We start from the raw sequence: 21,445 nt of genomic DNA, 5'->3' as shown, positions 1-21,445 counted from the left end.
CCGCACCCGACGAACCACCCCTTTAAGGGGCGCGGGGAACTGCGCAATCTTTTAGCGGGGGTCTGGGGGCGCAGCCCCCAGGTACGGGATGGGACGGGTAGGGGCGGCGGGGGCGAAAAACTCACCCGTCACGAAGCCGCGCCGCCGCGAACTCCCGCATCCCCTCCACGAACCCGACCTCGGCCTTCCACCCCAACTCGACCCGCAACCGAGACGAGTCGGCGGTGATGTGGCGTACGTCCCCCAGCCGGTACTCCCCGGTCACGACGGGCCCGGGTCCGCCATACGCGGCGGCCAGCGCCCGCGCCATCTCACCGACGGTGTGCGGCTCCCCGCTCCCGGTGTTGTAGGCGGTGAGGGCCCCGGCACGCGAACCCGCCTCCAGGGCGGTGACATTGGCCGCCGCCACATCCCGTACGTGCACGAAGTCCCGTCGCTGCCCGCCGTCCTCGAAGACACGCGGAGCCTCGCCCCGGGCGAGCGCGGACCGGAAGAAGGAGGCGACCCCCGCGTACGGGGTGTCGCGCGGCATCCCCGGTCCGTACACGTTGTGGTAGCGCAGCGACACCGCCGAGCCGCCCGTCGACCGGGCCCACGCCGCCGCCAGATGCTCCTGGGCCAGTTTGGTCGTCGCGTACACGTTCCGGGGATCGACCGGAGCGCCCTCGCCCACCAGGCCAGGGGTCAGCTCCGCACCGCACCGCGGACACCGGGGCTCGAACCGCCCCGCGTCCAGATCGGCGACGGTCCGGGGCCCGGGCCGTACCGCACCGTGCCGCTCGCACGCGTAGGCGCCCTCGCCGTACACGACCATCGACCCGGCGAGCACCAGCCGCCGCACCCCCGCGTCCGCCATCGCGGAGAGCAGCACCGCCGTACCGAGGTCGTTGCGCGAGACATACTCGACCGCGTCGCCGAACCCTGTCCCCAGCCCCACCATCGCCGCCTGATGACACACGGCGTCCACGCCCGGGAGGGCGCCCGCGACCGCCTCGGCATCCCGTACGTCCAGACCGTCGCGCAGGTCGAACACGACCGCCTCGTGCCCCCGCGCGGTCAGCGCACGGGCGATCTGGGACCCGATGAACCCGGCACCGCCGGTGACCAGTACTCGCATACGCCGAACGCTAGGACCGCGACCCCACCGCCCGGCAGCACCGCGCCCTTCACGTCACGGGTCCGTAAGACCTGGAGCCCGTGTCACGCCGCAGCCGGTTCCGCGTACGCCCGTCCCCAGGCCGCCGACGCCCTCTCGGCAGCGGCCCACGTCTCCTGAACCCGCGCCGGGCTCAGCGCCGGGCTCAGCGCGGGGCTCAGCGTCGGGCTCGGCGCCGGCACCGAGGTCCGGCTCCGGCCGCCGGCGAAGACGAACAGGCGCAGCAGAAGGAACCGTCCGATTCCGGCGAGCCCGGAGGCGCTGAGGTAGACGATCTGCTCCGTGAGCATCCCGGGCGACGACTGCACCATGTGCAGGATGAGCACCGCGACGGACGTCACGGCGTACGCGGCCACGGCCGATCCCGCGGACTGCCAGTGCCGGCGCCATCCCGCGCGCCGCCCGGTCCCGAAGGTGAAGCGGGCGTGCAGCTCCGTGCACAGGATGGTGGACGCGGCGGTGATCAGGGCGTTCGCCAGCACCCAGGGCATCACCCCGCCGAGCAGCGCCACGGCACCGCTGGAGAGGACACCCACGCCGCCACCGCACAGCACGAACCGGGCGAAGGAGGCGAGCGGCTTCATGGGGGTTCCTCTCGGGCGGGGGCGGGGGTGGCGAACGGGATCGGTCGGGTGCAACGGTGAGATGCATTTGCTTAACTCACTCAACTATAACAGCTTGCTTAACTTAGGCAAGCATATTGCGGAAGCGGCCTGTCCACGGAGATCACGCAGAGCTAGTGCATCCTGCTGACCTGGAGCTTCGCCCAGCGTTACGGCATTTCAGCTCCCGGAGGCGACAGCGGAAAGCGGGCGACGATGCGGGCGCCCCGCGGATGGGGCTCGACGGTGAGGGTGCCGTGGTGGTGGGTCGCGATGTCGCGGGCGATGGCCAGGCCGAGGCCGGCTCCGCCGAGGTCGCGGCTGCGGGCGTCGTCGAGGCGGGTGAAGCGTTCGAAGACGCGGTCGCGGTCGGCGTCGGGGATGCCGGGGCCGTCGTCGGTCACCTCCAGTACGGCTGTGCCGGTGGCCGCGTCGGTGTGCAGCGCCAGCTCGATGTGCTCGTCCGCGTGCCGTTGGGCGTTGTCCAGCAGGTTGGTGAGGAGCCGGGTGAGCCGGCCGTGGTTGCCCTCGACCGTGATGCCGGGCTCCAGCCTCATGCCGACCGGGATCCGGTCGCCGTGGCGTGCGGCGAGGGCCGTACGGCAGAGGTCGGCCAGGTCCAGCGGCCCGCTTTCGACGGGCTCGGCCGCGTCCAGACGGGCCAGGAGCAGCAGATCGGCGGCAAGGTCCTGGAGCCGCACGGTGTCCTCCAGCACCTCGCTGACCAGGTCCGGCCACAGTGCCGGGTCCGGATGGGCGAGGGCGACCTCCAGCTGCGTACGCAGGACGGTGATCGGGCTGCGCAGTTCGTGCGAGGCGTCGGCGATGAACCGGCGCTGGCGGACGACCGCGTCCTCCAGGCGGTCGAGGGTGGCGTTCATGGTGCGGGCGAGGCGGGCGACCTCGTCCTGGGCGTCCGGGACCGGGACCCGGCGGTGCAGTGCGTGCCCGGTGATCTCGGCGACCTCGGACCGGATGGCCTCCACCGGACGCAGCGCCCGGCCCGTCACCCACCAGGTGACCAGCGCGACGGTGGCCAGCAGCAGCGGCGTGCCGATGCCCAGCGCGACCTCGGTGATCCCGTCCGCCTGGTCCGCGTCCCGCAGCGAGGTGCCCGCGTACACGGTGACCTTGCCGGTGGGGGTCTGCGCGGTGACGGCGACGATCCGCTGGCGGTGCTCGTCGTGGAACGGTTTGCCGGACCAGGTGGCGCGCAGCTCGCCGTCGTGCGGGCGGAGGTGGCCGATGGCCGGGCGCCCGGTGAGGTTCTGGCTGGCGGCCACCACACGCCCCTCGGCGTCGACGACCTGGATGAAGTCGGCGCCGTGGGCGAGGGGCAGCAGGTCCGGGAGCTTGCCCTGAGTGGCCAGCCGGCCCACGGTGTCCGCCTGCTGGGTGGCGGCGTCGTTGGCGCTGCGCTGGAGGTTGGAGTGCAGAATGCCGAGCAGCGCGAAGGAGGCCGCGGCCAGCGCGATGGCGACGACCGCGGTCGCGCCGAGCGTCGCCCGGGCCCGGACCGACCCCGGCCACAGGCGTCGCGCGAGTCGCACGGAAGTGGTGCGGGGGCTCCGGATCGCGGCCAGGATCTCGCCGGGGCGCGGAAGGAAGCCGGGCCGCGGAAGGAATCGGTATCGGTCTCGGCCTCGGTCTCCGTCCAGGCCCCGGTCTCGGTCTCCGTCCAGGCCCCGGTCTCGGTCTCCGTCTGGGCCCAGGCCTCGGTATCGCCTAGCCACCGTCGGCCGCCAGCCGGTATCCGGCGCCTCGGACGGTCTCCAGGGCCGAGCGGCCGAACAGGGTGTCGATCTTGCGGCGTACGGCGCTGACGTGGACCTCGACGAGATTGAGGTCCGCCTCGAAGGCGGAGTCCCAGACGTGCTGGAGGATCTCGCGCTTCGCCACCACCTCGCCGGCGCGCCGGGCGAGATACTCCAGGATGGCGAACTCCCGTGTGGTGAGGCGTACTTCGCTGCCACCGCGGGTGCACGTACGGCGGGCCGGGTCGATCACGAGATCGCCCAGTTCGAGTGTCGGAGGAAGCCGGTGGCCGGTACGGCGGTGGAGTGCCCGGAGCCGGGCGACCAGGACGACGTACGAGAACGGCTTGGACAGGAAGTCGTCGGCACCGGTGTCCAGCGCCTCGGCCTCGTCGTACTCGCCGTCCTTGGCGGTGAGCATCAGGATCGGCGTCTCGCTGCCCGCCGCGCGCAGCCTGGCGCAGACCCGGTAGCCGTTGAGTCCGGGCAGCATGATGTCGAGCACGATCACGTCGTAGTCGTGCTCCAGGGCGAGCCACAGCCCCTGGTTCCCGTCGTGGGCGACATCGACGGAGAAGCCCTCGGCCGTCAGCCCCCGCTGCAGGGCGGCGGCCAGCCGCTTCTCGTCCTCGACCACCAGTACGCGCACGCCGTACAGCGTCGCACGCCGCCCGGCGGCTCCCTGAAGACAGCTTCAGCTGCCTTCAGCCTGGCTTCAGCAACGGCACTCCAAGCTGACCGCAGCCGCCGGCACCGGGCCGGCCTCGCGATCAGGAGCCCGAGCATGTCCCAGCCCGTCCCGCCGGAGCAGCCCGAGTCCAAGTCGGCCAAGTCGGCCAAGCCGTTCCGCGAGCGCCTCCCGCGCCTGCCGCAACTGAGGCGAAGCCGCAAGGTGGCGCTCGGCGTCGCGGTCGTCCTGCTGGGCGGAGCCGCGGCCGGCGCCGTCGCGATCGCCGACCACGACCACGGCGACAAGAACGACCGCGGCCACATCGCGGCGGACCGCGACCAGAAGGGCGGCGGCAACGGCGAGCACCGCGGCCGCGGCGAGGGCCGAGGCGAGGACGCGGGCAGGAACGACGAGTCCAAGGCGAACCGGAACGACAAGAACAGCCAGAGCAACGACAACAACGACGAGAGCAGCCAGAGCGGTCAGGGCAGTCTCGCGCCCGCGCCCCTGCCGGCGGTGTCGGCGGCCAAGGCGATCGAGGCGGCCGGCAAGGCGGTCCCCGGTGGCAAGCCGGACGCCCTGCGTGTGGTGGCGCAGCAGGGCGGTGGAAGCGCCTGGGAGGTCGAGGTGCTGGGCACCGACGGCGTCCGGCACCTGGTGACCCTCGACGGTGCGACCGGCGCGGTGACCGGCAACACCGTCGTGTCCACCACCCCGACCGCCTGACGCCGAGGAGTGCGGGCGAGCGTTACTCGGCGCCGAAGGCCGTCCGCAGGGCAGTGACGGCCTGACTGATCGCGGCCTCGGCGGCCTGGGTCTCGCGCAGGGCGTTGAGCATCACGAAGTCGTGGATGATGCCCTGGTAGCGGACCGCGGTGACCGGCACGCCGGCCGCGCGGAGCTTGTTGGCGTACGCCTCGCCCTCGTCGCGCAGGACGTCGGCCTCGGTGCGGAGGACGAGCGTTCCGTCGCCCTGCGCCTCACCGAAGCCGGCGCCCAGCTCCGGGAGAAGGCACGCACCGTCCCCCTCGCCATCGGTGACGCCACCCCCAGTTCTTCGAAGCGGTGGGCGTCCAGCAGGGTTTCGGGCATCCGCAGGACGTACGCCGTGCCCTGAGCGGGCAGTTCGACGCGAACATCTCGGCCTCCGCACCGGCGGCTCATGGTCCCGCAGCGTGGCCGTCAACTGGTCCACCGGCACTGGGTGGTTGGGCCTGAGCAGCAGAGCGGCGAGGAGGTTGCGCCGGTTGGCGGGACCGAGTGGCAGTGCGCCGATCTCGGTGGCGCCGCGCGGCGGGGACCGGCCCCTCTTGGAGCCATAGGAGTACGGTGAAGGGAGCGAGGACCTTTCGTATGCCGGCGTTCAGACCGGTCTCGGCCTTGCGGCTCCACGACACCGGGTGCTGCACGCTCGGAGGCAGGTTCCGCCTTATGACCGCCGAAGCCACTCCGCTGTCCGGGCGTGCCGAGGTCCGCATCGTCTCCGCGTCCCCGGAAGTGGCACGACAGGTCGCCGATGTGCTCCGCCGGTTCTTCGCCTGTGACGAGGGCCGCAGCTATCCGGCGGGCCCCGAGGGCATGGGCACGCGCCTGCACCTGACCCTGGATCCCTCGTACTCCGCGCGCCCCCTCCACAGGACCTGGATCGAGACCAGCAGACGGCCCACCGACCGTACGCATCCGCGTGAGGCCGTCTGACCGTCCCTCCGCAGTACGCCACCCGTCATCCGTACAGGGGCAGCCCGTGACCCCGGCCGCGCCATCCGCACCGAGGTCAAGGAGTCCCCCTCATGTCGTCCATGACGCCCAGTTCCACCACGTCCGAGGCCGAACGCCCTTCAGTGGTCGTACCGTCGAGCGCTGCCCAGCCGTCCCTCGGATACGACGGAGTGGGGCCGTTCCCCGTCGATGAACCGGCGGCCCCGCGCGGCAGCGGCGGGCGGCTCTACGTGACCGTGACGGCGGTGATCGTCGTCGCCCCCTTCCTGGCGCTCGGCCTGGCCGGCTGGCTGCTGTGGGGGAGTCTCATCCACCCCGCCGACATCCTGCTCGCCCTCGTCCTCTACACGGTCACCGGCCTCGGCGTCACCGTCGGCTTCCACCGCGGGCTCACCCACGGCGGCTACCGCGCGATCCGTCCCGTACGCGTCGCACTGGCGGTGGCCGGGTCGATGAGCTTCCAGGGCGACGTCATCGGCTGGGTCGCCACCCACCGCCGCCACCATGCCTTCACCGACCGGCCCGGCGACCCGCACTCCCCGTACCGCTACGGCACGCACCTGCGCGGCCAGTTGCGCGGGCTGCTGCACGCGCACGTCGGCTGGCTCTTCCGCAACGACCCGACGCCCGCCCAGCGTTACGCCCCCGACCTGCTCGCCGACCGCGACATCCGTGCCGTCTCCCGCGCCTTCCCGGCACTGTGCGCCCTCACGCTCGTGCTGCCGTTCGCGGCGGGCTGGGCCATCGGCGGTACGTGGCAGCGCGCCCTGACCGCCCTGCTGTGGGCGGGAGTTGTGCGCATCGCGCTGCTCCACCATGTGACGTGGAGCGTGAACTCGCTGTGCCACATGATCGGTGAGCGCCCCTTCCACACCCGGCGGTACGACCGTGCCACCAACCTGTGGCCGCTGGCTCTGCTCTCCTTCGGCGAGAGCTGGCACAACCTCCACCACGCCGACCCCACCAGCGCCCGGCACGGCGTCGACCGCGGTCAGCTCGACCCCTCCGCCGCCGTCATCCGTCTCCTCGAACGCCTCGGCTGGGTGTCCGACGTGCGCTGGCCGACGCCGGACCGGGTCGCCGCCCGCCGCGTCTGAGCCCGGGCCGGCCCCTTCGCTTTCCCTCGCACTCTCCGTACGGCAGTCCACAGGAGACCGCATGACCACCGCACTGCAGCCCTCGCTCCCCTCGCATCCCCTCCTCCGCCTGCGTCTCGCACCCCGTGGCGGCCTGCCGCACCCTATCGACGGTGCGTGGTGGCCCCACTCGTACGACCTGCTCGCGGAACTCCCGCGGCTGCTCGCCGGACTGCCGAGGGCCTGGGGTCACATCAGCAGCGTCACGGTCAACGGGGCGACGTGGGCCGCGACACCCGGCCGGATGCTCGTCTTCAACCAGGTCGTGCGCCTGAGCAGGTCCACCGCCGCGTCCGCCCCGCACACGGTCTGCCTGCTCGCCCCCAGCCGGGGCAGGTGGGACCTGCTGGTCGTACCGCCCGGCACCCCGCGGAGCACCGCCGAGCCGCTCATGGCCGCCGCGGCGGGAGGCGACACCTGACCGGGTGCCGATGTACGGAGGCCCTGGGCCCTGTCTCCCGTCACATTCGGGCCGGCCCGGGGTGCTTCCGCTCGCTCGACAGGCTGCGGTGCGACTCGTTCGACGGGCTTGCGTACGAGGAGAGAGTGATGCGCTCCGCGTGCCGCGCGTCGAGCCGGTGGATCACTCGGGCTGCCGCGACGGCCAGGATCAGCAGAGCACTGAAGGCCATGCCGGTGACCATGGCTCACACCCCCGCGAGCACGAGGGCTTGTTCCGCCTCCAGGAGCGCGCTCGCGGTCGCCCGGGGGCCGGAACTCTCGCTCGCGACGGCCATCAGCCGGGCGGCCGCCGGGGCGCCGGTCTCCGGCGGGATCACCAGCAGGTCCCAGCGCCCGGCGGTGTAGGACAGCAGCAGGATCTCGTTCGGGTCAAGCTCCCGCGCGAACCAACCGACCTTCACCACATGTCCGTTGACCGCCAGCCTGGGCGGTATGGCCGGCCAGTGCTGAGGGTTGACGGCGATCCGGGTGATCCGTCCCCACAGGGGATCCAGTACATCGGCCAGAGCGGAGAGTTCGTGTGCCAGGTCCCGGGAGCGGGGCCACCAGGCGCCGTCCAGGAGTCCGCGGGGCGTACTCGCGGGCTTCAGCGCGAGGCGAGCGGTCGGAGCCCTGAAGGGCACGATCCGCAGTGGGGGATGGTCGGTGGTCGCGGACATCGCGCGAACCTGTCTCCCGGCCACGCCCGCCGGCTGCGGCCCGGTGTCGTCACTCGCCGAGAACGACACAGGCATGGCTGCCGGTGTGCGAAATACCCTCGATGGCTCCACGCTACTCTCCCGCCCTGCCGAACGGACCCTGGCGAGGCGCCGATTCGAAGGATGGGGGCGGTCGCCGGCGCCACGGTTCGTTCGGTCGTCCGAGGAGTACGCTCCAAGTACCGAGGATATTTCGCGCACCGGCTGCCACGCTCGTGTCGTTTTCGGCGATTCAATACGCCGGGCCGGTTGCCGTCGGCCCGGGGCAGGGTCCGCGTCATGACTGCGACCATCTCCCTCCCGCCGCCCCTCGAAGACCGGCCGCCCTCCTCTTCCCCCTCCTCTTCCCCTTCCTCTTCCCCTTCCTCCTCCCCTTCGTCTCCCGCTTCCTCCGCTCTCCGCCTGTCGCTGGCTCCCGCCGGTTCCGCACCGGCTCTCCTGGACGGCGCCTGGTGGCCGCGGTCCCGCGATCTCGGGGCGGAACTCCCCGCACTGACGGCGGTGCTCGATCCGTTGTGGGGGCGGATCACCAGGGTCACCGTGAATCCCGTCCACTGGCCGGTCGTCCCGCGCAAGGTGCCCGTCGCCGGGCATGTGGTGAAGGTGGGCTGGTTCCGGGCCGAGCAGGACCCGCACGAGCTGATGCTGCTCTCGTACCACGTGGGCCGCTGGAACCTGCTGGTGGTCCCGCCGCAGACGCCTCCGGCCTCGGCCGCCTGGCTGATGGCCGCCGCGAGCGACCCACTGGGCACGTCGACCGCGAGCCGGTTGATGGCGGAGGCCGCGCGTCTGCGGACGGTGGCGGAGACCGACCTGGCCGTGGAGGAGGTCTGGGCCTCCGAAGGAGGACATGAGGCCCGCGAGCCGGCCGCCGCGGCTCCGCGGCGGACGCGGGGGAGGTGAGGACCATGGAGACCGTCCTGGCCGTGGTCCTGCCCCTGGTGATGATCGCTCTCGGCGTGCTCCTCATCCACCTGCTCAACGCGCAGCACAGTGAACGCATCGCCGCCTTCCACTACGACCGCTCCCGGACACCCGCGCAGGGACCGGCGCCGTCGGTTCCGTGGAAGGCGGGCGGCCCGGCCGGACCGAGCGGCACCGATGACCGTCGTGATCACCGCGACGGCGGCCGCGGGCGGTTCAGGCCCCGGCGCCGGACCCGGAAGGGAGCGGGCTGAGTCCTTGCTGTCCCGGCGGTTCCGAGCCAAAGTCCCAAAGCGTCCAGGACATTGCCATGGGGTCATACCCCTGGCGTGTCTGATCCTGTCGAGGGGGCGACGGGGGCGACGGGGGTGACGGGGGCGACAGCCGGCAACCAGCCCTGCTGCACGGCGCGAACGCCGGCCTCGAAACGGCTACGCGCGTTGAGCCGCTCCATGAGCCCGGTGGCTATGCGCCGGGCGGTGCGGTGGGAGACGCCCAGGCGCTTGGCGATCGCTTCGTCGGTGTGCCCCTCGGCGAGCAGCCGCAGGGTGGTGGCCTCGGAGCCGGTGAGCCCCTGAGGGTCGCGTGGAACCGCGTTCCCGAAGGGCTCGGCGGTGGCCCAGGTGGTCTCGAAGAGCGCGCAGAGCGCGGTGAGGGTGCCGTCGCCGGTGAGCAGGACCGCGCCGGCCGCCGTGTCGTCGCTGCGGGTGGGGATGACGGCTGTGGCCCGGTCGACGATGATCATCCGGATGGGCAGGGTCGGCACCGTACGCACCTGTCCGCCCTGCGCGGCGAGCCAGTCGACGTACTCCGCGGTGTGCGGACTGTTGCGGACACTGTCGAGGTAGATGGTGCGCAACCGCACGCCGCGGCCCAGCAGTTGCTCATTCAGAGGCCGCGCGGCCTCGATGCTCCCCCGGGTGTGCTCGCCGTCCGGGGCGAAGGTCATCACCTCGGTGCGCACCTCGCGGGTGAGGGTGGTCAGCCGGTCCCTGATCTGGTCGAGGCCGGTGAGCTGCTCGACTCCGGGGCTGGGGGCGGACCGTGAGTCGGCGTATTCGGCGATGAGCTGCGCGGCGGCGGCGCGGGATTCCTCGATGCGCTGCTGATGGGCGGCGAGTTCCGCCTGCTGACGGGCGAGCAGGAGTTCCATGCCGACGTCCGGGCTGACCGCCTGGAGTCCGCGGCCCAGCTCGTGCGAAGGCCGCAGCAGGGCGAGTTCGCTGAGCTGGTCCAGAGCACGGCGGCCGGTCACTTCGGCGATACCCAGCCGTCCGCAAAGAGCCGTCAGCCCGTCATCGGGATGCGCCAGCATCGCCCGGTAAACGGCTTCGGCATCCGCGTCCAGGCCGAGCAAAGTCAGCATATGAGGCCCCCCTCGTGGACATACGCCGTGATCATCACTCACAAGTAATTGCCCAGGCAATGGCTTTCGGCAGCGAGGACGCTTCCGGCCAAGGACCACAATGACCAGGGCCACAGGGTGCTCACAGGTGTTAGGGCTTGGGACGGTGGTCATATGTATCTCGTCCACGTCCAATTGAAGGGCCCCCCTGGCCAGGCGCTACCCGAGCACACGGCACAGCTCGTGCTGACACACGCCGAGCCGCAGGACCGCCTGGAGCACGTCAGCGCGCACCCCGGCGCGAGCCCGCACCCCGTACTCGGTCTCTTCCTCCTCGCCGCCGACCTGGACGAGGCGGAACGGCACGCCGATCTGGCGTGCCGACGCGCGCTCGCGCGATGTCCGTCGCTGCGCCAGTGGCGGCTGGTCTCGGCTCAGGTTCCCCTGATCGCCCCGTTCCTGTGACCGCTGTGACCACTGTGACCGCTGTGATCTCTGCGGCCATCGCAACCACGCCGAACCCAGCGGGACTTGTGGGCCCCTGAGGCCCTCGCTGGACCGAATGGGCCAAGGCCCTTTGGGGCCAACCGAAAGCCCTTCCACCCCAGTTGAGCTGCGACGAAGCTAGGCATCGCCAGCAGGGAACACCCCCGGCGGGCACCACCGGCACCGCGTCACCGCGGGACACGGGCCGGTTCAGTCCCTCGTCTCCACGCTTCGTCTTCACGCCTCAGGAAGGGCTCTCGCCATGACCAGCATCCAGTTCGCCCAGACCGCCGCGGTCCCCTTCATCTTCATCCTGGACGACATGATCTGGCAGTAGTCCGAATGATGTGGCAGTAGTCCGAAGGCGAGCGCCACGGCTGCACCTGCAGGGCAGCCGTCTGTGCCGGCCCCTTCGCTTGGCTCCACCTCTTCTCGCTGGCTCCTCTCTCTCCTCTCTCGCCTCCCTCCTCCCCCTCTCTCTCCTCCCCGCACTCACTTCCAGGGCTGAGCCCTGCCCACATTCAGGAGTACGACCATGTCCGCACTCGCCAAGAGCACCCGTCGCGCCCTCGTTCTCTTCCCCGTGCTCTCCGCTGTCGCCCTCACCGGCCTGGTGCTGCCGACGCAGGCTTCGGCCGCCTCGACCCAGGGCGGGGACATCTCCCGCACGGAGGTCATCTCCCGTGCCAAGAACTGGTACGACCGCAACGTGCAGTACAGCCAGACCTCGTACACCAGTGACGTGGACGGCGATCACACCTACCGACAGGACTGCTCCGGCTTCGTCTCGATGGCGTGGCACCTCACCAGCAGCCGCACCACGTCGACGCTCGACGACTCGGCCGTGTCCACCACGCTCTCGGACAAGAGAGACCTGCTGCCAGGAGACGCGCTCGACGATGTGTCGGACGGGCACGTCGTTCTCTTCGTGAAGTGGATCGACAAGACGGCGGGAACCTTCAAGTTCTACCAGGAGGCGAACCCCGACATAGACATGGCGTACGGCACGGCGGACATCGACAGCGGCAACATCGCGGGCCTCCCGTACTACAACTACAAGGCCCTCCGCTACAACAACATCACCGCTGACGCCCCCGCCACCCCGGCCGCGTCCTGGAAGCTGCAGACCCTGGTCAACACCAGCAGCAACGTCTACCACGCCATCCGCAAGGACGACGGAAGCTGGACCACCTTCGGCAACGTCGAAGGCCAGACCGGCAGCATCGGCAACATCCGGGCCGTCGCGGACGCCGCGGTCAGCGACGACACCCACGTGCTGGCGGTCGGCACCGACGACACCCTCTACCACGCCATCCGCTACGACAACGGCGACTGGTCGCCGTTCCGCAGCGTCGAGCACGTCGCCGGGCAGCTGACCAACATCACCGACATCTCCGCCGTGTCCATCGGCACGGAACTGCACGTCGTGGCCGTATCGAACGGCAAGCTCTACCACACCATCCGGCACGAGGACGGCAGCTGGCAGGACTGGGGCAGCGTCTACTCCCAGACCGGCGACGCGGGAGTGGCGAGCCAGGTGTCCATCGCCTCCGTCGGCGGCGCACTCCAGGTCGCGGTCGTCGTCCCCGGCACCGTGCGCCACGCCATCCGCAGCAGCGACGGCACGTGGAGCTCCTGGGGCAACGTCGAGGGCAAGGCCGGCGACTCCGGCACCCCGACGGACGTCAGCGTCGCCGGTGTCGACGGTGAGCTCCAGATGATCGTGATCAGCAACTCCGGCGCCAAGCAGGTGCACACCATCCGCCACTCCGACGGCACCTGGGACACCTTCAACAGCCTCTCCGGCGTCCTCGGTTCGGGCCTGACCATCAACTCGGTGGGTGCCGCGAGGGTCGACGGCGAACTCCAGGCCACCTTCGTCACCGACGACGGCAAGCTCCTCCACACCATCCGCCACAGCAGCGGCTCGTGGGACGACGCCAACTCCAAGGCCCTGACCGGCGTCTCCGGCACCATCCTCGGCACCTCGGTGACCGGCAGCCTCTGACACCTCCTCTCACACCGCCTCCGACAGCCCATCACCTGAGCGCGCACGCCCCGGCCGGAACCCCGGCCGGGGCGTGCGCGTCGGCGTGAACCGGCGGTTTCCTACGGGGTGTTGATCAGGTCGTACGGTGGCACGGTCACCGTGCGGGCGTCCGGCGTACCGCCCAGGACGACCTTGCGCAGCGAGACGTTGTTGCTGAGGCTGGTCTCCTGGAGCCGCTTCTCGGGGTTGGCGATCACCTGGATGTAGTACGTGCCGTTCGGCAGGCCGGTGATGTCGAAGGACTGGCCCGGACGGTACTGGGTGTACGTGTCGCCGGAGCCGACGTCGAGGACCTCACGCACGGAGATCGAGTTCTGCTCACCGCAGGCGGTCGACAGATCGGTGTTGTACGGGTGCCAGTTGGCGTTCTTCACCGTGTAGTCGATCGCGTCGGTGTTGGCCAGGCAGAACGCCTCCTTGCCGCTGCGCACCTGCGTGCTCTGGTCCGCGCTCAGCAGCCGGTAGCTCGCGAAGTCGGTGAAGTGCCAGTGCTCGTGGCCCTCCCGCGGGTCCCACTCCATGGTGCCGCTGGGCGTGTACCCGACCTGCTTGCCGTTGGCGTCGTAGAAGTACTGGTAGGAGTCCATCAGTTCCTTGCCGGGGCTGCGGAAACCGTCCACGACGAGGGGGGCGGGACCGGCGTTCCAGACGTTGGCGCTGAAGGCGAGATAGTCCTTGCCCGGTACGTCACCGTCCTCGCCGTCGGTGATGGCGATGCCCCAGGCGGGCAGCGAACGCAGGTCCGGCTTGGGCACGTTCGCCGGGACGCCGGCCCGGCCGGTGGGCCGCTGGGTGTGGGGCTTCAGCGCGGGCGCGATGCGCGAGCCGTCGGTGTGCCCGGGGCCGTCACCCAGGTGGTGCGCCATGCCCCGGTCTTCGAGGGCGTGCGACAGGGCGGGCGGGGTGGGCGCGTCGGCGCCACGGGGACCGTAGTGGTGGGCGGCGGAGTGCGCGCCATGCCCACCGCTGTGATGTGCGGAGGAGTGCGGCGAGGAGGAGGCCATTCCCTCCCCGCCCCCGTTGCTGACCTGCCGAACCGTCACCTTGATGGTCGGCTGGTCATTGGGGATGCCGAACAGGTCACGGTACTTCTTCGCGACCGAGACCTTGGCGGTGTACTCGCCCGCCGGCAGGTCCACCGGCTTGTCGTAGTCGACCGTGCTGGAGTTGGACGCCCAGCCCTTCTCGACCCCCCACACCGAGCCCAGTGTGAACGGGTTGGTGGAGCAGCTCTCCGGGTACTTCGACGTCGCCGGTGCGTCCGGACGGATCCGGCCGGAGGCGTTGTTCGGGCAGAAGGTCCCCTTGCTCTTCGCCACCTCCGTACCGGCCGCGTTCTTGATCGACACCCGGAGGAAGCCGGGCAGGCCGGAGAAGTCCTTCAGCAGCCCGGCGGGCAGTGTCCTGGTCCGCGTACCGCTTCCGTTGCGCAGGATCTGCTTGGCGACGACAGGGTCCTTGTACGACTTCCGGGTCACCTTCATCTCGAAGGGCGCACCGTCGACCGTGACATACGTACCCAGGTCGAGGTAGACCCCGGGCTCCCCCTCCCAGCGGTCGAGCGTGACGGAGTTCGACGCGGCGATGAGCTTGAGCTTCGGCTTCCCGGCCGTGCCGGCCGGGGCCGCCCCAGCTCCTGGAGCGGCCCCGGTTCCGGCGAAGAAGACGGTGAGCGCGGCCCCTGCGGCGAACGCCGAACGCTGTAAGCGGCTGCGGTGTTGCTGACTGGTCATCGGTTCCTCGTCTGCGAGTGCCGTGGTCAAGCGGCAGCTGACTGGACAGCCCAGGACCGGCCGACGGTACGGGCACACCCCACGCGCCCTGAGGCCGAATCTGTGAGCATCCTGTGAGACGAGTGAAAGCTGTGCAGGGGTTGCTTGTTGGGGTGGAAAAGGAGGAGGAAAGGAGGAGTAAAAGGGAGAGGAAAGGAGCGCGCGGCGCCCCGGCGTGGGTGGCGTGGGGGCGCGGGCGGCGACCTCAACCGCTGAAGTGGACCCCGCGCGTGAACGGCTCGAAGGTGTGGCTGAAGTGCCAGGTGTCCTGGGCGATGCCGGAGCAGGAGTTGGCGCCGGCGGTGCCCACGCAGCCGCCGTTGTCGCGCTGGAGGGCCCAGAAGGAGAGCGTGTTGATGCCCTTGGCGACGGCCCACTTCTCCACCGTGACGGCGTCCTGCGTGGTGAAGGTCTCCTCGGGGCCGTAGTCGTCGATGCCGGGCATCTCGGTGACGCCGATCATGTGCCAGAGCTTCGCCGGGCTCTTCTTCGGGTAGAGGGCCGCCAGTTGGTCGTGCAGACCGGCGGCGGCGGTCTTGGTGTCGGCCGCCATGTCGTGGGTGGCGCCGTCCCAGTAGTCGAACGTCATGATGTTGACGACGTCCACGCGCGCGCCGTTGTCGACGGCGTTTTGCAGCAGGGCCACGCCGTTGGGTGCGAGGCCGGTGTTCGTGGTCGGCAGGGTGTAGGAGAACTGCACGCTGCGGCCGGTGCGTTCGGCCCAGCGCTGGACCGTGGCGATGGCCTTGTTGCGGCGGTCGATCCCGGCGGAGTTGTTGATCGAGTCGGCCTCGATGTCGAGGTCGATGCGGGAGACGCCGTACGTCGTGACGAGACTCTCGTACACCTTGGCGATGGAGTCGACGCTGGTGCAGCTGTCGGCCAGTTCGGTGCCGGTGGTGTCGGCGCTGTAGCCGCCGAAGGACGGGATGACGTTGCCGCCACGCGCCTGGATCTTGGCGATGTCGTCGCCGAAGGTGGCCTTGCCGATCGGCTGGGTGGTCTGGCCGTTCCAGTACGCGGTGCAGGAGCCCGCCGCGTCCGTCTGGAGAAAGGCCATGGTGAGGTACTTGTTGCCCGACTCGGCGGCGAGCGCGGCCGGGCTCTCACCGGTCCACGCCTCGAAGTAGGGCGCCGCCACATGTGCGGGCATGGGCTTCGCGCGATACGAGGGCGCCGGCTGCGCGGCGAACGCGCCACCTCCCCCGAGGGCGACCAGCCCGGCCGACAGGGCGGTCACGGTCATGCAGGACAGCAACGTACGAAGAGGACCAGGTCGTCTCATTGACGCTCCCATGAGGAAGAAGTGCAGGCGGGGACAGCGGGCACAGATGCGGGACGTCCGCCCGGCCGGTACGCGCGGGAGAACCCCCTCGACCAGGGGCGAACAGCGTCCATAGTTGGACTAGACCAATTATCTGTCAAGGTTCTTTACAATTAACTGACCCGAGGGGGCGCGGGAGATGGGCGGGGGCGCTGCGACCACGCGGCCGGCGAAACCAGGCAACTGGCCGTATCCGGCGATGGGTTCACGGTCGAGTCAGCCCGCAACGGGCTGTGCGCCGGAGTGGAGGACGGCTCGGCAGCGGCCGGCGAGGCGGTGTGCCGGCAGACGTGCGACGGTGGCGCTTCGCGGGTGTGGAAGCCGAGTGCCGTCGACGACGCGAGCTGGACGCTGGAGGTGATGGCGGGCGCGGCGGCAGTCAGGGCGAGGATCAGGGCCCGATCTTCGAACTTGCCGACGGGGCAACGCTGGAGAGCGCGATCCCCGGCTCCCCGGCCGTTCCACGAGATGTCACGCGACAAACCGGACGATACGATGAAAACGTCATCACGCCTCACGGAAAACGCTCCGGTGAATAAAAGGGATGCATTGCCCATGTGGGTCGGTGTACGCACGGCGTGACGGAGCGAGGCTTTCCTCATAGGCGCCCTGTGCGACCGATGCCGCGGGTGACCGAGCCGTCACGTCCCACAAGGCCGCACTGGCAGCGCCCAAGGGAGGTAGAACGATGAACCGGACACGTCTCGCAGCACTCACGTTCCTGGCCGTCCCCGTGCTCGCGCTGGGCCCCGCGGTCGCCGCACACGCGTCGACCACCACGGCGCCCGGCGCCGCTCCCAGTGCGACGTGCAATGTCGAAAGAGAGTCGAACGGCAAGTACCACCTCTGGGGTGTGGGGTTCCCCAACGGCCAGAAGGTGACCTACGCGGGGTCCAGTACGGGCACTGTCTCAACGGACGGCTCGGGAAGGTTTGACGTCGACGGTCTGAGCGGGGCCAAGTTCGTCGTCAAGACGGGCGACGGAATGACGGTGGTCACCTGCGCCATGGTCAACCACTGATCCGGGTCACAGGCCAGGCCCGGGAGTTTCCACTGGAGCGGGTGACGAGCATCGAACTCGCCCTCTCTGCTCGGGAAGTGACGACGCTCGCGCGGATGGTGGTGGTGTAGGCCCACGTCCGCGGTCACGCCGACACGGCCGTGCCGTTTCCACACCCACGGCGGCTCGATCGCTCTGGGCGAGCCCTGCGGAGCCGCCGGCGCGCGCCTCGCGACCCACGCCACGAACACCCCGCGCCAGACCGGCGCACCGACACCCCAACCGCGCTCGCCTCCGTCGTCGCGGTCGGGGTGTCGTCAGCGCTGCCCTCGACCCGGGCGGGAGTGAGCCGGTGATGCGCTCCCCGTTGCGCTACGCGGGTCGAGCGTTCATTATCAGGAAACCTGATACTTCAAAGTTGTAGCGATAGGCGGGTCGGACCATGCCCTTCAGCCCCGGAATCCAGGCCAGAGGCATCCAGTTGCTGCTCAGCGGCATGATGACCCGCGTACACAAGGACCTGCGCTTCACCGACATCCCGAAGCACACCGAGTCCCTCCGGGTGGACACCGGTGCCGGACAGGTGACCTGCACCGTCTACCGCCCCCCGGTCACCACGGACACCCCCGACCCCGACCCCGCCCCCGTGTACGTCAACTTCCATGGCGGCGGCTTCATCGTCGGCCGCCCCGAGCAGGACGACCACATCTGCCGCTACATCGCCGCCACGGCCGGTTGCGTCGTGATCAACGTGGACTACGCCGTCGCCCCGCAGCGGCCGTTCCCCGCCCCCGTCACCCAGGCGTACGACGTCACCGCGTGGGTCGCCGAGAACGGCCCCGCCAACAACTGGGACGGCTCGCGACTCGCCGTGGGCGGGCACAGTGCCGGGGCCAACCTCACCGCCGCGGTCTGCCGCACGGCCCGAGACCGTGGCACCTTCTCGCCCCGGCTCCAGATCATCGACTCCGCACCGCTCGACCAGCTCGCCGACCCCGCCACCAAGCTTTCCCCCATCGCCAAACCGCTGCTCAACCCCTACCTCCTACGCGTCTTCACCACCGCCTACGTCCCGGACCCGGCCGACCGCGCCCACCCCCTCGTCTCACCCGGACTGGCCGACGACCTCACCGGCCTGCCGCCCGCCCTGGTCATCACCGCGGAACACGACCGCCTGCGCGACGAGGGCGACGCCTACGCCAAGGCCCTGGACGCCGCGGGAGTCCCGGTCACCCACCGCGTCTTCGAGGGCGTCGACCACTACTTCACCCACACCGGCCCGGTGTTGGCGGGCAAGGAGGCCATCGAGCTGATGGCCTCCACCTTGCGTACGGCGCTCGGCTCCTGACGCCGCGGGGCCGTGTACGCGGCCGACCAGCTGCGTTCGCGGGCGGTTGGGCCCTTCCCCCGAGGACATCACCTTCTGATCCGTAGCTCTACAGAGAGTGAGGCCCTCTGAGGGTGGGCACCTGCGATGCGGTTGTAGCGAAGTGGATCCTCGCTTCGATGCCTTGGCCCGGGTAGCCGCTCGCTCTGGCCAGCCAACCGCGCCCGCTTCGTGCTCCACTCGCGCGAGCCCTGGAGCTGGCGCACTCTGTGCAAGTTAGTCGGTGTGAAAGACACTGTGCGTCATGGACAACAGCGCTTTGTGGGTGGCCGTACTGACCGCCGCCACAGCGGTGGGCGCCAGTTGGGTGACGAGCAGGGGCAACGCCCGAGCTGCTCGCATCCAGGCCCAAGCCGCCGCCGAAGCCGCGCACATCGCTCGGGAGCGCGAGGCTCGCAGAGCCACACAGCTGGATTTCATCGAGCAGGCCAATGAGATGGGGATCTTGTACCTCAGGATCCCCAAGTACTTCGAGGTGGAGAACCAAGAGGCGCGAGTGGCGTCGCTCACAGAGCTTCACGATCAACTGCGGGACTCGTACAGGCCCTTCCTGCGTTCCCTGGCCGTTGTCTCTCTGGAATGCCACCCCGAACCGATAGCGGCGGCGAAGGCAGTCCAAGCGGCCTCCGGCGAAGCCTACGGTCGCCTCATCGCCGTCGAGAGAGACATACACGAGGCCGAACACTTTCGCCGAGCCGTCGACGCTTACCTGGCCTCAGTTGACTCGTTCATTGAAGTAGCACGTCAGGCCGAGCGTGAGACATAGATATCAGGCCACGAGCTCTCAGCTTGGGAAGCTTGGGTTCTCTGATTGCGAGAGCTCAACTGACCTGCGGCGGAGCGGTGTCGTCGCCTGGCGGGTGGTCGCCTGATTTCCCGCTGTTCCCCTTGGTTCCCCGCACCATCTGGCACGCACCTGGCACGTGAGCCCTCGGTCGGTTGCGGCCCCTCGGTCGTTGGTCAAGTGCTTGGAAGGCGCTTTGGTCATTGATCCTCACGAGGCCCATGATCTGCTACGCAGTCGGCCATCGCCTCCCGGCCAGGCGAACTTCGACATGCATTCGACAGAGCCATGAACCTGCCTTGTCGGAGACTCTTCTCATCTCCGACTGGCGGATCGCGCGGGCGCGCTCAGAGCTCAATGCGCTCTGTCACGACACCGTCAACAGGCTCTCCGTAGCGCAACACAGCGTGTGCCGGCCGAAACGGCAGTGCGCGCAAGCCAGGCTCCATCGCCCGGTACAGAGCTTCCGCATCAGGGCCATAGGCGAAGAACACGACCTCACCGCCGCCGAACTCATTGCCGTCGACCTCCCCGACACCAGCGGCTTTGACTGCGGCCCCCATCGACCGCTCGGCTGCAAAGACCAGTGACCACTGGTCAGGATCGCCAAGGTCGTCGCAGCCCAGATGGAAGCGAGCGATCACGGCGTGCTCCGGAGGTGTCTCTGGCAGGTCGAAGAGTGCGGTTTGCATTGCAGCACCCTCCCACCGGGCTCTGACAGCGGGATCTGCCTCGGGTATCCGCGCGGATAACTATCAGAGGACGCCTGCCTTGTAAGGGCGGTTGTGATCGGTAGCGCAAGTACCCAGGTCACACCGGCTGTAGCGGCAGCCCAGACCAACGTCGCATCTCGACTGCGGCGAGCCGTCGTTGACCGTGATTGACCGCCCGATGTGGCACGGCTGTGGCACGGCCACCCCTCGATGCGAGCCACGAGCGGGATGGACACTGGGGTCTGCTGGTCATGTGACCGCGTTGAGATCCATCCCGCCTGTGCCGCGCCTACACGGGGACCTAAGATCCACTGATGCACCGATCCCCCTCCGAGCTCATTGCGCAGTGCCGACAGAACTTCGGCTCTGGGCCGCGGTCGTTCTCGTGGCGGGACAGGCGGACGTATCTCCGCATTCCTCGTCGGAGGTGGATGTCTGGCGATCCCTTGCTCGACATACTCAAGCAGCAGGACTTGCTCCTGGAGGAGGGCATCGTGGTCTGGGCATCGCTAGTTCAGGCTAATGAACTTCTCTTCAAGCCGGGCCGTCACGATCATCCAGCAGTCGTGCTCTACTGCACCAACCCAGGGTTCGACGATCAGCCCGAGGGACTGCGGGCTGTGGCACGGAAACTATTCTCCGTCAAGGGGAAGCTACTGGCAGATCCTGTGCTGCAGCCATTCGCCAACATGCTGTGCAGGGAGTTGTCCCGGGAGATGCGGATGCCGGTCCCTCAAAGTCTGACTGGTAGTGCAGCCGTGTACTGCACAAATGTGATCGTCGCTCGGCGGCACTTGCCGGCCAGGACGCTCGACCACGCACTGTTCCCGTTGGTCATCCATCCGACGTGCGACGCAACGATGATCCTGCCTAGCCGGTTCTGGCCAGACGAGTTGCTCAGCGCCTGGGAGGGCGTGCCCGCCTGAGTTCGCGACACTTGAAAACCGCGGTGGCGCGAGTCACCGTGGGTTCAAATCCCACACCCACCGCAGGTGAACGGCCCCTGACCAGGCAACTTGGTCGGGGGCCGCTTCCGTGTCCGTTCACCGTGATCGCCCGGTGTTCCCCGAGGTTCACTGCTCGATCGGGCACGGGAGGGGCACGCTTCTAGTCGTCGAGCCATGGGCCTCGGGTGATTTGTTTGTGAAGTCGCTCGTCCAGGCAGCTCAGGTGGGCCCAGACGAACTGTGTGCTCTGTTCCCCGGCCCGCGTGATCGTCAATGTGACGCCATCACCGGAGAGGCCGACGTCGGTGGTTTCCATACAGAACGCGCAGCTCACTCGCTCCTCGGTGCTCATCCGGCGAATGTAGCCCGCGATGTGCAGATCGAGTTCGGTGGAGGGCTTTGACTGGAGCTGCTACAGGTCACCGACCCTGCCGGCCTCCGCCGACTACCCACCCTTACTCCCATCCCGTCTGCCGTCGACCCACACACCGTGGAGCGGGCGTGGTTCAGGGCGTC

General features: G+C 69.6%; 24 protein-coding genes and 1 pseudogene. 13 read left to right on the top strand and 12 right to left on the bottom strand.

The window, feature by feature from the left end:
• Positions 1 to 121: 121 nt before the first annotated feature.
• From OIC96_RS23395 to OIC96_RS23380, 4 genes are all read right to left on the bottom strand, one after another.
• Positions 122 to 1,117, bottom strand: coding sequence for an NAD-dependent epimerase/dehydratase family protein (locus OIC96_RS23395; RefSeq protein WP_330305950.1), 996 nt, complete (start codon positions 1,115 to 1,117; stop codon positions 122 to 124).
• Positions 1,118 to 1,200: 83 nt separating this feature from the next.
• On the bottom strand, positions 1,201 to 1,740 hold the full coding sequence (locus OIC96_RS23390; RefSeq protein ID WP_330305951.1) for a GtrA family protein: 540 nt from the start codon (positions 1,738 to 1,740) through the stop codon (positions 1,201 to 1,203).
• A gap of 188 nt (positions 1,741 to 1,928) precedes the next feature.
• Positions 1,929 to 3,308, bottom strand: a complete 1,380-nt coding sequence (locus OIC96_RS23385) for an ATP-binding protein (RefSeq protein ID WP_330305952.1) — start codon at positions 3,306 to 3,308, stop codon at positions 1,929 to 1,931.
• 175 nt (positions 3,309 to 3,483) lie between these two features.
• Entirely contained in the window at positions 3,484 to 4,161 is a 678-nt protein-coding gene (locus OIC96_RS23380) for a response regulator transcription factor (protein WP_330305953.1), read from the bottom strand.
• 135 nt (positions 4,162 to 4,296) lie between these two features.
• On the opposite strand from OIC96_RS23380, the gene OIC96_RS23375 reads away from it, so the two are divergent.
• The gene (locus OIC96_RS23375) at positions 4,297 to 4,908 is read left to right on the top strand and encodes a PepSY domain-containing protein (protein ID WP_330305954.1); all 612 of its coding nucleotides are present in this window, start codon (positions 4,297 to 4,299) and stop codon (positions 4,906 to 4,908) included.
• Between the two features lie 22 nt (positions 4,909 to 4,930).
• On the opposite strand, the pseudogene OIC96_RS23370 reads toward OIC96_RS23375, so the two are convergent.
• Positions 4,931 to 5,143: pseudogene (locus OIC96_RS23370) on the bottom strand (alpha/beta hydrolase); the annotation flags it as partial.
• Between the two features lie 470 nt (positions 5,144 to 5,613).
• Between OIC96_RS23370 and OIC96_RS23365 the strand changes: the two are divergent.
• The 3 genes from OIC96_RS23365 to OIC96_RS23355 all read left to right on the top strand — a co-directional run bounded on the left by OIC96_RS23365 (position 5,614) and on the right by OIC96_RS23355 (position 7,458).
• Complete coding sequence (locus OIC96_RS23365) at positions 5,614 to 5,880, top strand: hypothetical protein (RefSeq protein WP_330305955.1); 267 nt, start codon at positions 5,614 to 5,616, stop codon at positions 5,878 to 5,880.
• A 92-nt stretch (positions 5,881 to 5,972) separates the two neighbouring features.
• On the top strand, positions 5,973 to 6,998 hold the full coding sequence (locus OIC96_RS23360) for an acyl-CoA desaturase (RefSeq protein WP_330305956.1): 1,026 nt from the start codon (positions 5,973 to 5,975) through the stop codon (positions 6,996 to 6,998).
• A gap of 61 nt (positions 6,999 to 7,059) precedes the next feature.
• On the top strand, positions 7,060 to 7,458 hold the full coding sequence (locus OIC96_RS23355) for a DUF5994 family protein (protein ID WP_330305957.1): 399 nt from the start codon (positions 7,060 to 7,062) through the stop codon (positions 7,456 to 7,458).
• Positions 7,459 to 7,498: 40 nt separating this feature from the next.
• Here OIC96_RS23355 and OIC96_RS23350 read toward each other — a convergent pair whose 3' ends face one another.
• Together OIC96_RS23350 and OIC96_RS23345 are read right to left on the bottom strand one after the other, a co-directional pair.
• On the bottom strand, positions 7,499 to 7,669 hold the full coding sequence (locus tag OIC96_RS23350; RefSeq protein ID WP_330305958.1) for a hypothetical protein: 171 nt from the start codon (positions 7,667 to 7,669) through the stop codon (positions 7,499 to 7,501).
• 15 nt (positions 7,670 to 7,684) lie between these two features.
• Entirely contained in the window at positions 7,685 to 8,158 is a 474-nt protein-coding gene (locus tag OIC96_RS23345; RefSeq protein WP_330305959.1) for a DUF5994 family protein, read from the bottom strand.
• A 318-nt stretch (positions 8,159 to 8,476) separates the two neighbouring features.
• Between OIC96_RS23345 and OIC96_RS23340 the strand changes: the two genes are divergently transcribed.
• Positions 8,477 to 9,100, top strand: a complete 624-nt coding sequence (locus tag OIC96_RS23340; protein ID WP_330305960.1) for a DUF5994 family protein — start codon at positions 8,477 to 8,479, stop codon at positions 9,098 to 9,100.
• A 5-nt stretch (positions 9,101 to 9,105) separates the two neighbouring features.
• Positions 9,106 to 9,375, top strand: coding sequence for a hypothetical protein (locus tag OIC96_RS23335; RefSeq protein WP_330305961.1), 270 nt, complete (start codon positions 9,106 to 9,108; stop codon positions 9,373 to 9,375).
• A gap of 62 nt (positions 9,376 to 9,437) precedes the next feature.
• Here OIC96_RS23335 and OIC96_RS23330 read toward each other — a convergent pair whose 3' ends face one another.
• Entirely contained in the window at positions 9,438 to 10,487 is a 1,050-nt protein-coding gene (locus OIC96_RS23330; protein ID WP_330305962.1) for a helix-turn-helix domain-containing protein, read from the bottom strand.
• 222 nt (positions 10,488 to 10,709) lie between these two features.
• On the opposite strand from OIC96_RS23330, the gene OIC96_RS23325 reads away from it, so the two are divergent.
• Positions 10,710 to 10,931, top strand: coding sequence for a hypothetical protein (locus OIC96_RS23325; RefSeq protein ID WP_330305963.1), 222 nt, complete (start codon positions 10,710 to 10,712; stop codon positions 10,929 to 10,931).
• A 556-nt stretch (positions 10,932 to 11,487) separates the two neighbouring features.
• On the top strand, positions 11,488 to 12,960 hold the full coding sequence (locus tag OIC96_RS23320) for a hypothetical protein (RefSeq protein WP_330305964.1): 1,473 nt from the start codon (positions 11,488 to 11,490) through the stop codon (positions 12,958 to 12,960).
• 101 nt (positions 12,961 to 13,061) lie between these two features.
• On the opposite strand, the gene OIC96_RS23315 is transcribed toward OIC96_RS23320, so the two are convergent.
• Both OIC96_RS23315 and OIC96_RS23310 read right to left on the bottom strand, forming a co-directional pair.
• Positions 13,062 to 14,735 (bottom strand): lysyl oxidase family protein, encoded by a 1,674-nt coding sequence (locus OIC96_RS23315; protein WP_330305965.1) that lies wholly within the window; start codon positions 14,733 to 14,735, stop codon positions 13,062 to 13,064.
• Between the two features lie 244 nt (positions 14,736 to 14,979).
• Positions 14,980 to 16,020, bottom strand: a complete 1,041-nt coding sequence (locus OIC96_RS23310) for a chitinase (RefSeq protein ID WP_330305966.1) — start codon at positions 16,018 to 16,020, stop codon at positions 14,980 to 14,982.
• Positions 16,021 to 16,341: 321 nt separating this feature from the next.
• Here OIC96_RS23310 and OIC96_RS49910 point away from each other — a divergent pair, with 321 nt between their 5' ends.
• From OIC96_RS49910 to OIC96_RS23290, 4 genes are all read left to right on the top strand, one after another.
• Positions 16,342 to 16,680: a hypothetical protein gene (locus tag OIC96_RS49910; protein WP_406501830.1), complete on the top strand. Its 339-nt coding sequence runs from the start codon at positions 16,342 to 16,344 to the stop codon at positions 16,678 to 16,680.
• A 106-nt stretch (positions 16,681 to 16,786) separates the two neighbouring features.
• Positions 16,787 to 17,119, top strand: a complete 333-nt coding sequence (locus tag OIC96_RS23300) for a hypothetical protein (RefSeq protein ID WP_330305967.1) — start codon at positions 16,787 to 16,789, stop codon at positions 17,117 to 17,119.
• A 421-nt stretch (positions 17,120 to 17,540) separates the two neighbouring features.
• Complete coding sequence (locus tag OIC96_RS23295) at positions 17,541 to 18,446, top strand: alpha/beta hydrolase (protein WP_330305968.1); 906 nt, start codon at positions 17,541 to 17,543, stop codon at positions 18,444 to 18,446.
• Positions 18,447 to 18,729: 283 nt separating this feature from the next.
• Positions 18,730 to 19,251: a hypothetical protein gene (locus OIC96_RS23290; RefSeq protein ID WP_330305969.1), complete on the top strand. Its 522-nt coding sequence runs from the start codon at positions 18,730 to 18,732 to the stop codon at positions 19,249 to 19,251.
• 365 nt (positions 19,252 to 19,616) lie between these two features.
• On the opposite strand, the gene OIC96_RS23285 is transcribed toward OIC96_RS23290, so the two are convergent.
• Positions 19,617 to 19,961: a hypothetical protein gene (locus OIC96_RS23285; RefSeq protein ID WP_330305970.1), complete on the bottom strand. Its 345-nt coding sequence runs from the start codon at positions 19,959 to 19,961 to the stop codon at positions 19,617 to 19,619.
• Positions 19,962 to 20,413: 452 nt separating this feature from the next.
• Here OIC96_RS23285 and OIC96_RS23280 point away from each other — a divergent pair, with 452 nt between their 5' ends.
• A complete protein-coding gene (locus OIC96_RS23280; protein WP_330305971.1) occupies positions 20,414 to 20,908 on the top strand; it encodes a hypothetical protein in 495 nt (164 codons plus the stop codon).
• Positions 20,909 to 21,089: 181 nt separating this feature from the next.
• Here OIC96_RS23280 and OIC96_RS23275 read toward each other — a convergent pair whose 3' ends face one another.
• Positions 21,090 to 21,281 carry a hypothetical protein gene (locus tag OIC96_RS23275; RefSeq protein WP_330305972.1) on the bottom strand — a complete coding sequence of 64 codons (192 nt, stop codon included), beginning with the start codon at positions 21,279 to 21,281 and terminating at the stop codon, positions 21,090 to 21,092.
• Between the last annotated feature and the right edge of the window lie 164 nt (positions 21,282 to 21,445).

Source organism: Streptomyces sp. NBC_00775 (genome assembly GCF_036347135.1).
GTDB lineage: Bacteria > Actinomycetota > Actinomycetes > Streptomycetales > Streptomycetaceae > Streptomyces > Streptomyces lutosisoli.
Note: the sequence above shows the minus strand (reverse complement) of the source record. Positions and strands in the feature narration are given on the sequence as shown.